The organism is Acinetobacter lanii (genome assembly GCF_011578285.1).
Taxonomy (GTDB): Bacteria; Pseudomonadota; Gammaproteobacteria; order Pseudomonadales; family Moraxellaceae; genus Acinetobacter; species Acinetobacter lanii.
The window spans coordinates 1,035,956-1,051,337 of record NZ_CP049916.1 but is presented as its reverse complement, the minus strand read 5'-3'; the positions used below and the strand labels follow the sequence as shown (position 1 = coordinate 1,051,337).

14 protein-coding genes are annotated in these 15,382 nt (G+C 40.8%); 10 read left to right on the top strand and 4 right to left on the bottom strand.

The window, feature by feature from the left end:
- Positions 1-257 precede the first annotated feature (257 nt).
- The 4 genes from rodA to G8D99_RS04805 all read left to right on the top strand — a co-directional run bounded on the left by rodA (position 258) and on the right by G8D99_RS04805 (position 4,030).
- Positions 258-1,400, top strand: coding sequence for a rod shape-determining protein RodA (gene rodA, locus G8D99_RS04820; protein WP_166323130.1), 1,143 nt, complete (start codon positions 258-260; stop codon positions 1,398-1,400).
- A gap of 20 nt (positions 1,401-1,420) precedes the next feature.
- A complete protein-coding gene (gene mltB / locus G8D99_RS04815) occupies positions 1,421-2,422 on the top strand; it encodes a lytic murein transglycosylase B (RefSeq protein ID WP_166323128.1) in 1,002 nt (333 codons plus the stop codon).
- Between the two features lie 285 nt (positions 2,423-2,707).
- A complete protein-coding gene (locus G8D99_RS04810; RefSeq protein ID WP_166323126.1) occupies positions 2,708-3,319 on the top strand; it encodes a septal ring lytic transglycosylase RlpA family protein in 612 nt (203 codons plus the stop codon).
- 252 nt (positions 3,320-3,571) lie between these two features.
- Complete coding sequence (locus tag G8D99_RS04805) at positions 3,572-4,030, top strand: Mpo1 family 2-hydroxy fatty acid dioxygenase (protein WP_166323124.1); 459 nt, start codon at positions 3,572-3,574, stop codon at positions 4,028-4,030.
- A 28-nt stretch (positions 4,031-4,058) separates the two neighbouring features.
- Here the strand turns inward: G8D99_RS04805 and G8D99_RS04800 are convergent, their stop codons facing one another.
- The 3 genes from G8D99_RS04800 to rpsB form a co-directional block, all read right to left on the bottom strand.
- The gene (locus tag G8D99_RS04800; RefSeq protein WP_166323122.1) at positions 4,059-4,589 is read right to left on the bottom strand and encodes a DUF3465 domain-containing protein; all 531 of its coding nucleotides are present in this window, start codon (positions 4,587-4,589) and stop codon (positions 4,059-4,061) included.
- Between the two features lie 91 nt (positions 4,590-4,680).
- Positions 4,681-5,559 carry a translation elongation factor Ts gene (gene tsf / locus G8D99_RS04795; protein WP_166323120.1) on the bottom strand — a complete coding sequence of 293 codons (879 nt, stop codon included), beginning with the start codon at positions 5,557-5,559 and terminating at the stop codon, positions 4,681-4,683.
- Positions 5,560-5,697: 138 nt separating this feature from the next.
- Complete coding sequence (gene rpsB, locus G8D99_RS04790; protein WP_166323118.1) at positions 5,698-6,447, bottom strand: 30S ribosomal protein S2; 750 nt, start codon at positions 6,445-6,447, stop codon at positions 5,698-5,700.
- A gap of 225 nt (positions 6,448-6,672) precedes the next feature.
- Between rpsB and map the strand changes: the two genes are divergently transcribed.
- The 4 genes from map (at position 6,673) to G8D99_RS04770 (ending at position 10,649) form a co-directional block, all read left to right on the top strand.
- Positions 6,673-7,497: a type I methionyl aminopeptidase gene (gene map / locus G8D99_RS04785; RefSeq protein WP_166323116.1), complete on the top strand. Its 825-nt coding sequence runs from the start codon at positions 6,673-6,675 to the stop codon at positions 7,495-7,497.
- 372 nt (positions 7,498-7,869) lie between these two features.
- On the top strand, positions 7,870-9,003 hold the full coding sequence (locus G8D99_RS04780) for an OmpW/AlkL family protein (RefSeq protein WP_166327526.1): 1,134 nt from the start codon (positions 7,870-7,872) through the stop codon (positions 9,001-9,003).
- Between the two features lie 268 nt (positions 9,004-9,271).
- Entirely contained in the window at positions 9,272-10,495 is a 1,224-nt protein-coding gene (locus G8D99_RS04775) for an MFS transporter (protein ID WP_166323114.1), read from the top strand.
- Positions 10,488-10,649: a hypothetical protein gene (locus G8D99_RS04770; protein WP_166323112.1), complete on the top strand. Its 162-nt coding sequence runs from the start codon at positions 10,488-10,490 to the stop codon at positions 10,647-10,649. Before G8D99_RS04775 ends, G8D99_RS04770 begins: the two co-directional genes overlap by 8 nt.
- Positions 10,650-10,727: 78 nt before the next feature.
- Here G8D99_RS04770 and G8D99_RS04765 read toward each other — a convergent pair whose 3' ends face one another.
- Positions 10,728-11,642, bottom strand: a complete 915-nt coding sequence (locus tag G8D99_RS04765) for a LysR substrate-binding domain-containing protein (RefSeq protein ID WP_166323110.1) — start codon at positions 11,640-11,642, stop codon at positions 10,728-10,730.
- Positions 11,643-11,746: 104 nt separating this feature from the next.
- Between G8D99_RS04765 and G8D99_RS04760 the strand changes: the two genes are divergently transcribed.
- On the top strand, positions 11,747-12,610 hold the full coding sequence (locus tag G8D99_RS04760) for a pirin family protein (RefSeq protein ID WP_166323108.1): 864 nt from the start codon (positions 11,747-11,749) through the stop codon (positions 12,608-12,610).
- 648 nt (positions 12,611-13,258) lie between these two features.
- Entirely contained in the window at positions 13,259-15,316 is a 2,058-nt protein-coding gene (locus G8D99_RS04755) for an FUSC family protein (protein WP_166323106.1), read from the top strand.
- Positions 15,317-15,382: the final 66 nt, after the last annotated feature.

The following is a 15,382-nucleotide window of genomic DNA, read 5'->3' as shown; positions in this document are numbered from 1 at the left end:
GCTTTCACCCTAAACTTTATGATGTGGAAACACTTTAAATTGAACTTATAGACTAGCTCAATTCACTACTGTAAATGATCTGCCTTTCGGTTCTATATGGTTATCAATTTTCATACAGTTTAGGCACGATAAAAAAACCTAGCTTCGGCTAGGTTTTTTTTATGCAAACGCAGGATATGCGTTGTGTAAAATCAAGGATATGTTAGCATGCCGATTAATGGAGATTACATCCGTATAAAGCCCTATCCGATATCGATATGTCACCAAATTCACAATATAAATTTTTACGCCAAGCGCCGCGTGATGGCTTAAGTACAGCGGATCAACCGTCCCGATGGCATCGTCTGCATATCGACCCTTGGTTATGCTTATTTCTCATTATCAATGCCATTTTAGGCTTAACTGCTTTATATAGCGCATCTGAACAAGACGTGATGATGGTGTCCAAACAAGCCATGAGTTTTGGCATTGGTTTTTTGGTCATGCTCGGCATTGCGCAGATTTCACCAAAAGTCTATCAATCATTTTCTCCGATCTTTTATATTTTTAGTGTGTTGTCCCTGATTGCAGTGATTTTGTTTGGTGAAGTCCGCCTAGGCGCACAACGCTGGATTGATATTCCAGGCATTGGCAGTGTGCAACCCAGTGAATTTATGAAAATCGGCATGCCGATGATGATCTCATGGTTTTTGGCACGTAAATCACTGCCGCCTTCGATTCCGCAAATCATGGGTAGTTTGGTGCTAATCGTGATTCCGTTCCTCATGATTGCGGAACAACCCGACTTAGGCACATCAGCTTTGGTGCTGGCCAGTGGTATATTCGTATTATTCTTAAGTGGATTACCGTGGTGGCTCATTGGTGGTGCTGCGGGGCTATTTGCAATGATTGTGCCTGTGGCATGGCAATTCTTATTACACGATTATCAAAAACAACGGGTCATGACTTTATTTGACCCACAAGCCGACGCACTTGGTTCAGGTTGGAACATTATTCAGTCCAAAACTGCGATTGGCTCGGGTGGCATCACCGGCAAAGGCTTCTTAGAAGGCACACAATCGCATTTGCACTTTTTGCCTGAAGGTCACACCGACTTTATTATTGCGGCATATTCAGAAGAATTTGGCTTAATCGGTGTGGCGGTACTGTTTAGCGTGTACTTTGCCATTATTATGCGCATCCTATTTATTTCACTGCATTCTTTTCATAACTACGGTCGCTTACTTGCCGGTGCATTGGCTTTGTCATTTTTTGTATATGTGTTTGTCAATGCAGGAATGGTGAGTGGTATCTTACCTGTTACCGGTATTCCATTGCCTTTTATGAGCTATGGCGGTACAGCAATTATTACTTTAATGGCCACTTTTGGCATCGTGATGTCTGTACATACACATCGATAATAATTTGGAACAGCATTTTTATGTTAAACAAGAATTTTGTACGTAAATTTAAGCGTATTTCTTTGATCGTTGGTGCTTTTAGCGTGAGCAGTTTCTGCCAAGCCAATGATTTCTATAATCATCCGAGTTACAACAATTTTAAAACCAAAACGATGCAGAGTTATGGCTTGTCCGCTGAACAAGTTGACTGGGCGATGAATGGGTCAAAAAATTTACCCAATATTATTAGCATTATGAATCGACCTGGAGAAAGCAAACCTTGGTACCAATACAAAACCAATTTTTTATCTGAAGGTACGATTCAGCGCGGTGTCAAATTTAGAAACCAATATGCAGACACTTTAAATCGAGCAGAACAACAATTTGGTGTTCCTCAATCCATCATCCTTGGGATTTTAGGAGTAGAAACGGGTTTTGGGAGTAATAAAGGTAATTTTATTACACGTGATGCCCTAGCGACTTTAGGCTTTGGTTATGAACGTCGCGCAGAATATTTTCAAAGTGAGCTCAGTGCTTTAATTGCTTGGTCTTATAAAGATGGGATTCCTACGAACTCTGTCGTTGGCTCGTATGCGGGGGCTGTGGGTTACCCACAGTTTATGCCGAGTAATATTCCACGCTTTGGCGTTGACTACGATGGTAATGGGCATATTGACTTGCGTAATTCAGCCGTGGATGCCATTGGTTCAATTGCCAATTATTTGGCGCAAAATGGTTGGCAACGCAATCAACCAATTGCTTTTGCCGCTCGATATACTGGCTCAAATCCAACTGCTGTCATTGCTCAGGACTTAACCAAACCGACCCCATATGGTGTGCTCAAAACGCAGGGCGTTTCGACCATGAATCCTGCTGTCAGAATGGACGATTTAGACATGGTCAATCTGATTCAACTACAAGAAAATTACGGTCCAGCGTATTACCTGACTTATCCTAATTTTCAAGTGATTACGACCTATAACAAAAGCCGTATGTATGCCACTGCACTGTGGCTTTTAGGGACTGAAATTACCAGTCGTTAGGGCAGGTAATTCCCTATATTCATAAATAGTCAAGATTTTTTTAAGCGGAATTGGTCACAAAAGGCACTTTTTACATTACTTGTTACAATATTGGTTATTTTTTAAACTATTATTGTGATAATTTGTGGTTTTTGTAACTAAAGTGCAAATAACACTAGACACTTTTGTAGCAGCATGAATATTATCCTCCTCGTTAAATGCAGTTGCACAAGTGAATTTACAGACCATCAAGGTTAATTTTCGGCAGCTTTTGAAAGTTAAATTGAGGTTCCAAGGAGTTAAACGATGCATGCTTCGCTTAAAATTTTATCAGCCCTGACCATCGGTCTGAGTCTAACTCAGGCACATGCAGAGCTAGTTCAGTCATCATATCTAAACAATGATGCTGAATACTCGAGTCTTGCATCTCGAGTGATAAGTAAAGATTCAACCAGTTTCAATGCGCACTTTTCAAACTTAAACAGTTTAGCAATTACTGAGCGCTCAGGTGACAAAATTCGTCGTGAAACCATCGCTGCGAAAATTCAAGTACCTAAAGAAGAACCTTCAGTCATTGATAAACTGAACGATGTTGCTTCAAATACCGTACGTCGTTTTAGTCAGTCTGGCGTTGCGTCATGGTATGGTCGTCAATTCCACGGTCGTAAAACAGCAAGTGGTGAAACATTTGACATGAATGCAATGACTGCTGCACACCGTAGCCTTCCATTGAACTGTTATATCCGTGTGACCAACAAGAACAATGGTAAAAGCGTGATCGTTAAAGTGAATGATCGTGGTCCGTTCCATGGTAACCGTGTCGTCGATCTTTCTTATGGTGCTGCTAAAAGCTTAGGTATTACCAACAGTGGTACAGCAAGTGTTAGCATCGAGCGTGTGGATGGTCCAAATTCTTAATTCCTTTTAGAATCTCCATTTAACAAAAAAGCCACTTTTACAGTGGCTTTTTTAATCTTTGATTTTTATTGCGCTTATAAACTTAAGACAAAGCAGAATCAAATTCACCCTCTTCTATTGCCACTCTCCTTATCAAAGCTTTGCTCAACGCTTTTGATAACGTCGCCTTTTACTTGCTATTTTGACCTCATCCAAAAACTCGTTTATAGTCTTTGCAGACATAATCACAATAAAACGTATAAGGATGAATGCGTGAAAACAATCACTGAATGGCTCGATGAATATAGTGAAAGCCACCAAAACCAAACCAATAAATCTATTCACTGGGTCTGTGTCCCTGCCATCTTATTTTCCATTATCGGCATGCTTGCGCATTTCAGTGCGCTACTGACCGCTTTACTGCTGGTTTTGACCTTGGTGTTTTATGCACGACTTGATTTAGTTTTGGCAGTGGCGATGTCTGCTTTACTGTTAATTATGGCATGGTTAATTTGGATTTTACCTGTCGGCGTTGGCTTTTATATTGGCGTATTTATTGTGGCATGGATTGGACAATTTTACGGTCATAAAGTCGAAGGTAAAAAGCCTTCATTCTTTAAAGACCTCCAATTCCTCCTCATTGGCCCGCTATGGTGCGTTGATGCTTATTTGGGTAAAGTGATACCTAAATGGAAAACTCGTCAAAATGGCGCAATTTCAGCGCAATCTTGAGAAAATCAAATTTCGTAAGGAATCAGACCTATTGATAGGTCTTTCCTTGATGTTTTAACCAACCCGAAATGTGTCGATTTTGCGGATCTCGATGTGTCCAATGAATTACACCACCTTGCTCACTATATTCATATTCGCCGTAAAACTGCACCTCATTGCCTTTGCTTAGATTTTCAATACGAGGAGCAAGATCAATATTATGTGCGACCAACACCGTAAGACCATTATCCAAGGACAAGATAAATTTTTGATGACGTGAACCCTCATTATCATCTTTTAAGATTGCTTTTACCCGCCCTTTTGCCATCACCTGAATATCACTACATTGTTGATCAAATGCATCCCGAATGACCTGCAATCCATTTGATGTGGAAGTGGACATCTGCTCTGATGAATCCCTATTCTCTCGAGCATTAGGCTGTTGCAGTTTTTCCGCCTCAGTGGAAGAGGCTGTAGTGTGGCTCGTATTCGAAACGTTTTGATTTAAATCGATACCCAGTATTGCTGCAATAACCACAACAATCAGCGCACCAATGCTTAACGTTTTCTTATTCGCCATGATGTATATTCCATTATTTGTCTTACAAATATTGTAGCCAAAAAAAAAGCCCCAAATGGGGCTTTTTTTAACTTTTACCGAAAGGCAAAAATTATTGTGCAGCAGCAGCTTGAGCAGCAGCAACTTCGTCAGCGAAGCTCATTTCTGCTTTTTTCTCAATCCCTTCACCTACTTCGAAGCGAACGAATTCTACAACTGTAGTCGCTGTAGATTTAAGAACATCAGCAACTTTCTTGTCGTTGTCGATTACGTACATTTGACGCTCAAGAACAACTTCGTTCAAGTATTTCTCAACAGAACCCGTCACCATTTTTTCAACGATGTTTGCAGGTTTGCCAGATTCTAGCGCTTTCGCTTCAGCAATTTCTTTTTCTTTAGCGATAAGATCAGCAGAAACACCTTCAGCATTTACAGCAACTGGGTTGAACGCAGCAACGTGCATTGCAATACCTTTACCAGTCGCAGCGTCGCCTGAGTAAGAAACAACAACACCGATTTTAAGACCGTGTTTGTAAACAGCAAGGTTTTCACCTTCAACGATTTTCGCACGACGAACTTGGATGTTTTCACCGATTTTTTGAACAAGAGCAATACGCGCTTCTTCAACAGTTGAACCATCTTCAAGTTTAAGTTCAGCGATTTTCGCAGCATCAGTTTCGTTTGCAGCAAGCGCAGCAGCAGCAACTTTAGCAGAGAAACCAGCAAAGTTTTCGTCTTTAGCAACGAAGTCAGTTTGGCAGTTTACTTCTAAAAGAATCGCTTTGTTGCCTTCCTGAGCAATCGTGATCGCGCCGTCAGCTGCGATGTTACCCGCTTTTTTAGCTGCTTTTGCTTGACCAGATTTACGTAAGTTATCAATGGCTAACTCAACGTCACCATTTGATTCTGTTAACGCTTTTTTGCATTCCATCATCGCTAAACCAGTACGGTCGCGTAATTCTTTTACCATGCTTGCAGTAATCGCAGTCATGTTGTTCTCCTAAATACGGTAGAAAATGAATCTGTTCAACAAAAAACGGCCCAAAGTGTTCTCTGGGCCGTTTTGCTTTTAACGCTTACTTTGCCACCATTACAAGGCGCAAAAATGACAACTCGGCGTCAAATCGCATTAAGCCTCTGGAGCTTCTTTAACTTCTTCAGCTTTAGCTTGAGCATTCGCTTGAGTTTGCGCGTATTCTTTACCAGCAATAATCGCATCAGCCATAGCAGAAGCATAAAGAGTTACAGCACGGATCGCATCATCGTTACCTGGAATAACGAAATCTACGTTATCTGGGTTAGAGTTTGTATCAACGATACCGATTACTGGAATACCAAGGTTCTTAGCTTCTTTGATTGCAATCGCTTCGTGGTCAACGTCGATGATGAACAATGCGTCAGGTAAACCACCCATGTTCTTAACACCGCCTAAAGAACGTTCAAGTTTTTCCATCTCACGAGTACGCTCTAAAGCTTCACGTTTAGTCAGCTTAAGGAAAGTACCGTCTTGAGATTGAGTTTGAAGATCTTTCAAACGGTTGATCGATTGACGAAGAGTTTTCCAGTTCGTCAACATACCACCTAACCAACGGTGATCAACATATGGTTGACCAGCGCGTTGAGCTTGTTCACGGATGATGTTAGAAGCAGCGCGTTTAGTACCAACGAATAATACTTTGTTCTTTTTGCTTGCTAGGTTGTTAACAAAGTTCAAAGCATCGTTTAACGCAGGAACAGTGTGCTCAAGGTTGATGATGTGAATTTTGTTACGCGCGCCAAAAATGTACTCGCGCATTTTTGGGTTCCAGAAGCGAGTTTGGTGACCAAAGTGCGCGCCAGCTTGAAGAAGGTCACGCATACTTACGTTGTAATCTGCCATTTTCATTACCTTAAATGATTTGGGTTAGGCCTCCATATGTCCGGCATTCTCCACCTGAGGATCTGAACCCTCGAGGCACCCAGAGATATGTGACGACATATGTGCGGATTTAATTTCCCCAATTCCAAACAACTAAGCGTGAATTGTTCACGAAAAAGCATTTGATAAATTGGGCGGGTATTTATACCATAGTCACACACAAATTTCCAAAAGTTTTTAAAGATCATGAACAGTACTTACGAGGCTCCACGTCGACTTATTAAAACACCTGAAGAAATTGAAAAAATGCGTGTAGCGGGACGACTAGCGGCAGAAGTTTTGGATATGATCAAACCGCATATCGTTCCGGGTGTGACTACTTTGGAACTTGATACGATTTGTCATGACTATATTGTCAATAAACAAGATGCCATTCCGGCATGTTTAGGTTACGGCGCTGCACCCGGTCGCCCTGCGTTCCAACATGTGATTTGTACATCTGTGAACCATGTGGTTTGTCATGGTATTCCATCAGATGCGAAAAAATTAAAGAAAGGTGATATCCTCAATATTGATGTCACAGTGATTAAAGATGGTTACCACGGCGACACCAATATGATGTATGTGGTCGGTGGCGAGACTTCAATTTTAGCAGATCGTTTGTGCAAAGTTGCGCAAGAAGCCATGTATAAAGGTATGGAAACTGTTAAGCCAGGTTCAACCATTGGTGATATTGGTCACGCGATTCAACAATATGTAGAAAGTGAACGTTTTGGTGTGGTTCGTGAGTACTGTGGTCATGGTATTGGCACGGTATTTCATGATGAGCCTCAAGTCCTTCATTATGGCCAAGCCAATTCAGGCATGATTTTGGAAGAAGGTATGACTTTCACTATTGAACCAATGGTCAATGGTGGCGACTGGAAGACCAAACTCTTAGGTGATAAATGGACTGTTGTGACCAAAGACCACAGCCTTTCTGCACAATATGAACATACCATTTTGGTCACCAAAACCGGTATTGAAGTCCTGACAGCCCGCCCTGATGAAGATTTATCGCGTTTTGCTTAAGACTTGAATAAACAAAATTTAGAGCAGATAGAGACTTAGTCATTGGCTGAAACCTCAATCCAGCTCAGCAGAAAGGTCACAAAGATGTGGCCTTTTTCTTTGGCATATGACATCCAACGTTAATAAAGCATTGATATGAAAGTATAATTAAATCGTTGATTATCTAGACACAATGTAAAGTCCATGTAACTCTTTTACAGAGTACAACTATTTTTTTACTTGATGACTTAAAAAACATCATCACACCAACAAATAGCAAAAAAACTCCATTCAAATCTTCACAGTCTTATCTGAATTTACTTTTAATAATAGCGACTTAATAAAAATTAGTAATTCTGTTTCGGACATGGAGTCCACCTAATGAATAAAGTGATGAATACAACTGCCATTAACCCTATCGCGCTGAATACTCGAGTCAATAAAAAATTAATTTGTTTAGCAGTTTCAACCCTTGCCCTACCTGGACTCTCGCATGCCGACTCACCTTATTTTAGTTTTAAAGATGGCGATGGTTTTAAACGTTTTTCCGTCTCTGTGGGTGCTTTATATGTTAAGCCAACAGGTAATGCTAAACCGATTGGGATTAATACTGCGGTTGCCGAAGGTGAAAATCAAAAAGTTGGCGATGTATCGATGGATTCAGTGATTAACAATCTCACCGAAGAAAACACCTCTTTAGCAAGTTTAGTCAAAATATTGGATCGATTGGGTTTAGACAGCTTGCCTGCTGAGATGAGTGGCTCAGCAGATATTTATAATTTGTCTAAATGGGAAGCACAAGGTACGGGTTTAGAAGCAGATGATGTGACCACCTTAGGGATCATGACAAATTACTTCTTTACCGATCATGTGTCCATGGAAGTAAAAGCCGGGATTCCACCGAAAGTAGATATCATGGGACAAGGTCAAATTAGTGCACCTTTTAAAGCCACAGCCAAACCTGAGTTAGATTTGGTGTCGCAAATTCCCGGTGGAATTCCATTGGGTGAAATGTACCTGCAAAAAGATTTACCGATCACCGACCTATCTAAGTTCGGCAAAGTGGCCGAAGCACGCGCATGGACCCCTGCGGTGGAATTCCAATATCACTTTGGCAAAACTGGGGTGAATAAATTCCGTCCCTATGTCGGTTTAGGCGTAATGTATGCGTATTTTAATGAACTTGAGATGGATCAAGGACTAGAAAAAGATTTGATTAATGCGGGTCATAAAATTGCCAACATTAAAAATGGTGAGGCAGGTAAAGCTTTAGATGGTTTACCGAGTACCGCCAATCCAAAAGTTAAACTTGAAGCCAGTGATGCCTTTGCACCGGTGGCTACAGCAGGTTTCACTTATGACTTTAATGATCGTTGGTTCGCTGTGGGTTCTGTGTCTTATGCACATCTTACAGGTGAAACCACCATTACGGTGAAGGATGACAAATTAGGTGAATTGGTGAATGCCAAATCTGATATTGAGATTAATCCAATTCTGGGCTATGCCGGTGTCGGTTACCGCTTCTAAAACATACATTCAGTCATTCATTCTTTTTACAATAAAGCGATCTGATACAGGTCGCTTTTTTTGCTGAGGATTTTTCTAAAAATTTCGCTCCGTTTGTCAGACGCTATACTCATCAAACATCAAGCGCTTTTTAAGACCTTCCTTCATAACCCAACCTCATTAAAAATAATCCCATTGATAATTATTTTTTATCCATTGCTAAAGTTTTATTCTATCGTCATGCTGTTTAGCTTCACCTACAATGATAAAAAAATTCAAAGGATTGAAGATGTCTGATACACGATTTTCCAAACCGCTGATCATTATGCTGATTGGAAGTGCTTTCATTTTGGCACTGTCTTTGGGTGTACGACATGGCTTTGGTTTATATCTTGTACCCATGAGCACAGAATTTGGTTGGAGTCACCAAGTCTTTAGCCTTGCCATTGCATTACAAAATTTACTTTGGGGTGCTGTACAACCTTTTACCGGTGCACTTGCTGACAAATATGGCAGCAAAAAAGTGGTTGCTGTCGGGGGCGCACTCTACGCCATTGGACTGCTATTGATGTCCTTTAGCTCTACCGGTGTAATGGTGAATTTAAGCTTAGGCTTAATTATTGGTTTAGCCCTGTCTGCTACTTCATTTTCGGTACTACTGTCTGCGGTTGGTCGTGCTGCACATCCGAGTCGTCGTAGTATGGCGATGGGCATCGCCAGTGCCGCAGGTTCCTTTGGGCAGTTTATTATGCTACCGACCACCCTGTTACTTTTGAAGGAATTTGGTTGGTCATCTGCATTATTAATCACTGCAATTCTGATTGCATTAATTGTACCGCTATCCTTGTTGCTTAAAGCCCCAATGTATGTTGCGCCGAATAATACACAATCAGCACTTCATCCAAATCAACCAGCACTGAGCTTTAAAGAAATTTTAGTGATAGCCAAAAATCACAAACCTTTTATTTGGTTGGGCTTAGGCTTTTTGGTCTGTGGTTTCCAAGTGGTGTTTATAGGTATTCATTTGCCGGGCTATCTCACCGATCATGGTTTTAGTACGACCTCGGGCACGATTTTTTTAGCCTTAGTCGGTTTGTTTAATATTGTTGGTACCTATACCGCCGGTTGGCTCGGGGATAAATACTCGAAACCCAAACTGCTGATGGGACTGTATGGACTCAGAGGTGTGGCAATTATTGCTTTTCTTGCCTTACCACTCAGCCATTGGACGATTTATGGGTTTGCCGTGATTATGGGTCTACTGTGGTTATCGACTGTTCCGCTGACCAACGGCACTGTTGCAAATATGTTTGGGGTGAAATACTTGACCATGCTCAGTGGGATCGTGTTTTTTGTGCATCAAATTGGATCATTCTTTGGCGGCTGGCTCGGGGGTCTAAACCATGATCTCACCGGAAACTACGACATCATTTGGGCGATTTCGATTGCGCTGAGTGTGTTCGGTGTGGTTGTACACTTCTTTGTGAATGAGGAGCCTGTTGTTCATGACTAATTTTAAAAGTGCCAGTACAGACAAAGGTTCAAACTTAAACCTAAAAATAATATTGGCGACCACTGTATTCGGCTTGATGCTGTTGGCAATTTTCCTGTGGATCAAAACACCGGATTTGTTTATTTATTTCAATCAAGCCTTTTGTGCGCATTAACATCTGCCAACTCAATCAGCATTTCTAGCTTCTAGATTTAAAAATGCTTTTAGATTTAAAAGAGGATGGAACGCACCTTTAATCATGTTTTCCATCACAACCGCGAATTTTAAATTGCTCGATGAGATATTCCAAAAGCAAGCGCATTGCAGGCAACATACCTTGACGTGAAGGATATGCAATATGAATTACGCCTTTGGGTAAATGCCACTCGGGCAATAATTCAATAAACTCACCTGATTTTAATTCATCAATCACGAAAACCTTGGGTAGAGAGGCAATACCTACCCCTTTTGCGACGGCAGCTTTCATCGCTGAAAAATTATCAGTTTTTAAGCGTGGTGAAAATTCAACTTCATCAATCTCACCTTGTGCATTTTTAAACCGCCAAGATTGCTTGGGACTTTGAAAACCAATACTTGGCAGTTGACTCAAATCAGCCAATTGTTCAGGTTTAGGGTGGTTTTGAAATAACTGCGGGACTGCCACCATCACATGTTCCCATGCATCCAAATCCCGTACGATCAACTCACTGTCTTCTAAAGCGGTATTACGCACCCGAATCGCCAGATCAATGCCCTCTTCAATCAAATCGACCCGATGGTTACTGGCCAACAGATGCACCTGCACTTGCGGATACTGTTGCATAAAATTTGCCACCATTTCCCCCACCGGCATTTCCACCAAAGCAATTGGGCAAGACAGTTTGATTAAACCTGAGGGTTCATCCGATAAAGCACTTTGGATGAAGTTTTCAGCAGCAGTCACGTCTTCAAGAATCCGTAGGCAATATTCATAAAATTTTTGCCCCATTTCGGTGACGGTGAATTTTCGGGTATTGCGTTGAATTAAGCGCACCCCTAAGCGTTCTTCTAAGTCAGTTATACGACGTGACAGTTTGGACTTGGTAATGCCTAATGTTTCACTGGCTTTGGTAAAGCCCTGATATTTTACGACTTGGACAAAATGATAATAATCATTCAAATTTTGCATAATTGTTCCATTTTTGGAATTATCTGTTGTGTTATCGATGCTGTAATTATTCAAACCTGAACGCCATCTTATGTTCAAGAGAAACATAATATGAGGCCATTCAAATGAATGCGATTCAGAAAGTATATACCAGTGATCGAAGCACTTGGGTAGGTGATGGTTTTAAAACCAATTCAATGTTGCCGATGAGTGACATGAGCACAGCAACGAGTCCATTCTTAGTCATGGGCTATACTGCACATTATCCGTTTAGTCCAAGCAACCATCAACGTGGCGTGGGGATGCATCCACATCGCGGTTTTGAAACCGTCACTATTGTCTATGAAGGTGAACTTGAACATCGAGATTCCAAAGGCAATCATGGCACTATTGGCAAAAATGAAGTGCAATGGATGACGGCGGGTCGAGGCATTATGCATGAAGAACATCATTCCAAAGCATTTGCGCACTCTGGGGGGCATTTGGACATGGTTCAGCTTTGGGTGAATTTACCCAGCGATTCAAAAATGGTCGAACCACGCTATCAGGAATTGACTGAACAGAATATCCCAGAAGTCACTTTAAAAGATGAGCAAGGGTTGGTTCGAGTCATTGCAGGTGAATTTGTGCATGAAAAAGCGATGGCACAAGGTCCGGCACTCACCTATAGCAAAATGAATCTACTCGATGCGCGTTTAAAAGCGAATAAAACTGTGCGTTTTGATTTTGATCCGAGTTGGAACAACATCATCTTTGTCTTAAGTGGCAAAGTCAGCATCGATGGTGAAAGTTTCACTGGCTTGCAAACCGTATATTTAAATCATGACGCTGCATCAGTCGAGATTGAGGTCGAGCAAGATGCGAAACTGTTAATCGCAAGTGGCGAACCGATCCTTGAATCCATCGTGGCACATGGTCCCTTTGTCATGAACACTGAAGCGGAAATTCACCAAGCGTTTCGTGATTTTCAAAGTGGTCATTTTGCTTAATCGAAAGACTCAGTTCCTGTTTTTTACTTACGTAGATTCTCAGATAAAGCCTGCACCATGCAGGCTTTATGCTTTTAAATATGCTGATTAAATAAAGCCAATCACCTTTAAATCATGTCAAAGTAAAAAATATTAATAAAATAGATCATCCAACCATTGAACACATTATAATCATCAGCATATATCCGTTTAAAAATTAAGAAATATGAATCTATTGTTATGACTCAAATCAATATGAGGTTTATGGTTTTTATTTATACAGAAATCATAATAAGCAAAGCGATCATTTTAAATACAGCACATTTCAATTTGAACAAATATTAAGCACAACAAGCCACTCAAAAGGATAATAAACCAGCAAAATAAATTAAAAGATAAACAATTTAACAGTCAAAATATCACATATCGATAATTTAATAAAAATAAATACAATTAAATCAAACAATTATATATTGAATTGATTTTTCAATTTTAAATGCAGGGCTTTATCTATAATTAAAATAGCGATTTACAGCTTAATTATGAAATAATTTCACTTCACCAAAAAAATATTGCTCATTTAACGTGTATGAATCATGTTCATTCACGCTTTTTGTGTTGCTTATTTTTTGTCTAGTTAAATCGTTAATAACTCAAGATTATATAAATATGCTGCTGATCAAACCTGTGCTTGCACTGAATCCATCTAAATCGGATTGGATATTTGCGATCAAAACTTTCATTGCAGGCATATTGGCACTTTATATCTCTTTTTCTCTCGATTTAGCTTATCCGATGTGGTCGATCTGTACGGTATTTATTATTGCCAACCCGTATGCGGGGATGTCGGCATCAAAAAGTTTTTTCCGTATTTTAGGCACCATGCTCGGTGCCAGTGTATCGATTATTGTCACGCCCTTACTAATTCATACCCCGTGGTTATTTACCCTGTTCTTGGCGCTGTGGGTCAGTGTCTGTCTGTATATTTCATTATTAGATCGGACACCGAGAAGCTATATTTTCATGTTGGCAGGCTACACTGCGGTCATCATTAGCTTCACCATTGTCAATTTTAGCGATACCTCAACCGTCTTTGAAATTGCACTGAGTCGATTCCTCGAGATTAGTGTGGGGGTGGTGTGTAGTGCCATCGTGACCATGGCATTTTTCCCAATGAATTTAGGCCCTGCGGTCGAAACCCAAATTGGCAAAGTGCTTAAAGACACACAACGGGTGTTTGACAAAATTTTGGAAGAGAGTCAATCAGACACAAATTATTCTGAAACTTTACAAGCTATTACACGCGATATTGCCAGCTTGCACAGTATGGCGATTCACTTGTCTTATGAGCGTTCTCGTATTAAAGGCATGACCAAACCGCTACAAGAGATGTTGCATCAGCTCAGTATGGCGGTGGCTAACTTGGTCGCAATGGCGGAACGTATCAAGCAACTCGATCAAATGGATGTGAATTATCGCTATCAACTCAAGATCACCCATGATCATATTGTCGATTTTTTAAAAAACCAAACTATTCAGGATGCACAAGATATCAATGCACTGCCTGATCGTTTTGACCGTGATTTTCACAATGTATCGGACTTCGCTTCGACTGAGCAACAGATTGTTTTGGCCAGTTTGAAAATGGATATGCGCCATTTTATTCAAAACTTTCATGCGATTGAGTTGATGTGGCAACGTATTCAAAAAGGTGATTATTCACTGCCTGAAATTTTAATTCCCAAAAATATCCGTTATCCAAATTTACACCGTGATTACAGCACTGCCGTACGTGGCGCAATTTCGGCTTTCTTGGTGGTGATGATCAGTACTGGGGTGTGGATTTTAACTGGCTGGAAATCCGGTTATATGATGGCGGAAATGGCAGCGGTCACTGCCTGTATTTTGACTGCACTAGATAATCCTGTACCGGGTTTAAAGCTGTTTTTACGTGGCAATATCTATGCGTCGATTGTGGTGTTTCTCTACGCTTTTGGCATATTCCCCAACGTCACTGAGTTTTGGCAATTGGCGCTGTGCTTAGCACCAGTATTGATTTTTGTGTTACTGCTCTACCCTAACCCTATGCTGACGCCTTTGGCTGTGCCGATGATGATCGGGATCACCATGGGCATGGGATTCCATAATCGTTACCACTTAGAAGTCACCAGTTGGTTCGATGGTTCAATGGCAATGATTTTTGGCCCTGCCATTTCGATTTGGATTATGCGGACTGTACGTGCCATGTCCCCGGATATGATGGCGCAACGAATTTTATCGGCACACTATAAAGCGGTGCGTAAAGCTCTGTACTTACCCTATGGGATGCGTTTTCGCATGCATTTGCGTGCCATGCTCGATCGCATTGGGGTGCTGAATTCTAAAATTGTGCAATCAGAAACGTTGAAGCAAAATATTAATTTGGCGATTATTGAATGTAGTGCCGTTGTGGATCTTGCACGTATTCAAGAACTGATGCTGAAACTCAAAAAAGACGATCATTTGCTTCTCAGCTTGGAAGAATTTACCTTACAGTTAGATGACTATCTGCGCGCCAAAGAATTACGTCAGGATGCAGAAGCCTTTCATCATAAAATCATGCAACACATTGAGCGACTCAGCCAAGAAAGTGAACATGTGCAAGATCTGAATGTGTCGCAACGTCTACAAATTTCATTGAATAACATTCAGAACAGCTTATGTCACGCTGAATATAAAGCGGTTTAATCTTCAGATCAGATTGAACTTAATTTTATATGGCCAGTTTAAGATACAGACCTTGAAGGCTTGGTA

Bases quoted from the DNA above. Each gene is read 5' to 3' on its own strand.
- G8D99_RS04780 (WP_166327526.1), top strand. From the start codon at position 7,870: ATGAATACAACTGCCATTAACCCTATCGCGCTGAATACTCGAGTCAAT.
- map (WP_166323116.1), top strand. From the start codon at position 6,673: ATGAACAGTACTTACGAGGCTCCACGTCGACTTATTAAAACACCTGAA.
- G8D99_RS04770 (WP_166323112.1), top strand. From the start codon at position 10,488: ATGACTAATTTTAAAAGTGCCAGTACAGACAAAGGTTCAAACTTAAAC.
- G8D99_RS04765 (WP_166323110.1), bottom strand. From the start codon at position 11,642: ATGCAAAATTTGAATGATTATTATCATTTTGTCCAAGTCGTAAAATAT.
- rpsB (WP_166323118.1), bottom strand. From the start codon at position 6,447: ATGGCAGATTACAACGTAAGTATGCGTGACCTTCTTCAAGCTGGCGCG.
- G8D99_RS04760 (WP_166323108.1), top strand. From the start codon at position 11,747: ATGAATGCGATTCAGAAAGTATATACCAGTGATCGAAGCACTTGGGTA.
- tsf (WP_166323120.1), bottom strand. From the start codon at position 5,559: ATGACTGCGATTACTGCAAGCATGGTAAAAGAATTACGCGACCGTACT.
- rodA (WP_166323130.1), top strand. From the start codon at position 258: ATGTCACCAAATTCACAATATAAATTTTTACGCCAAGCGCCGCGTGAT.
- mltB (WP_166323128.1), top strand. From the start codon at position 1,421: ATGTTAAACAAGAATTTTGTACGTAAATTTAAGCGTATTTCTTTGATC.
- G8D99_RS04810 (WP_166323126.1), top strand. From the start codon at position 2,708: ATGCATGCTTCGCTTAAAATTTTATCAGCCCTGACCATCGGTCTGAGT.
- G8D99_RS04775 (WP_166323114.1), top strand. From the start codon at position 9,272: ATGTCTGATACACGATTTTCCAAACCGCTGATCATTATGCTGATTGGA.
- G8D99_RS04755 (WP_166323106.1), top strand. From the start codon at position 13,259: ATGCTGCTGATCAAACCTGTGCTTGCACTGAATCCATCTAAATCGGAT.
- G8D99_RS04800 (WP_166323122.1), bottom strand. From the start codon at position 4,589: ATGGCGAATAAGAAAACGTTAAGCATTGGTGCGCTGATTGTTGTGGTT.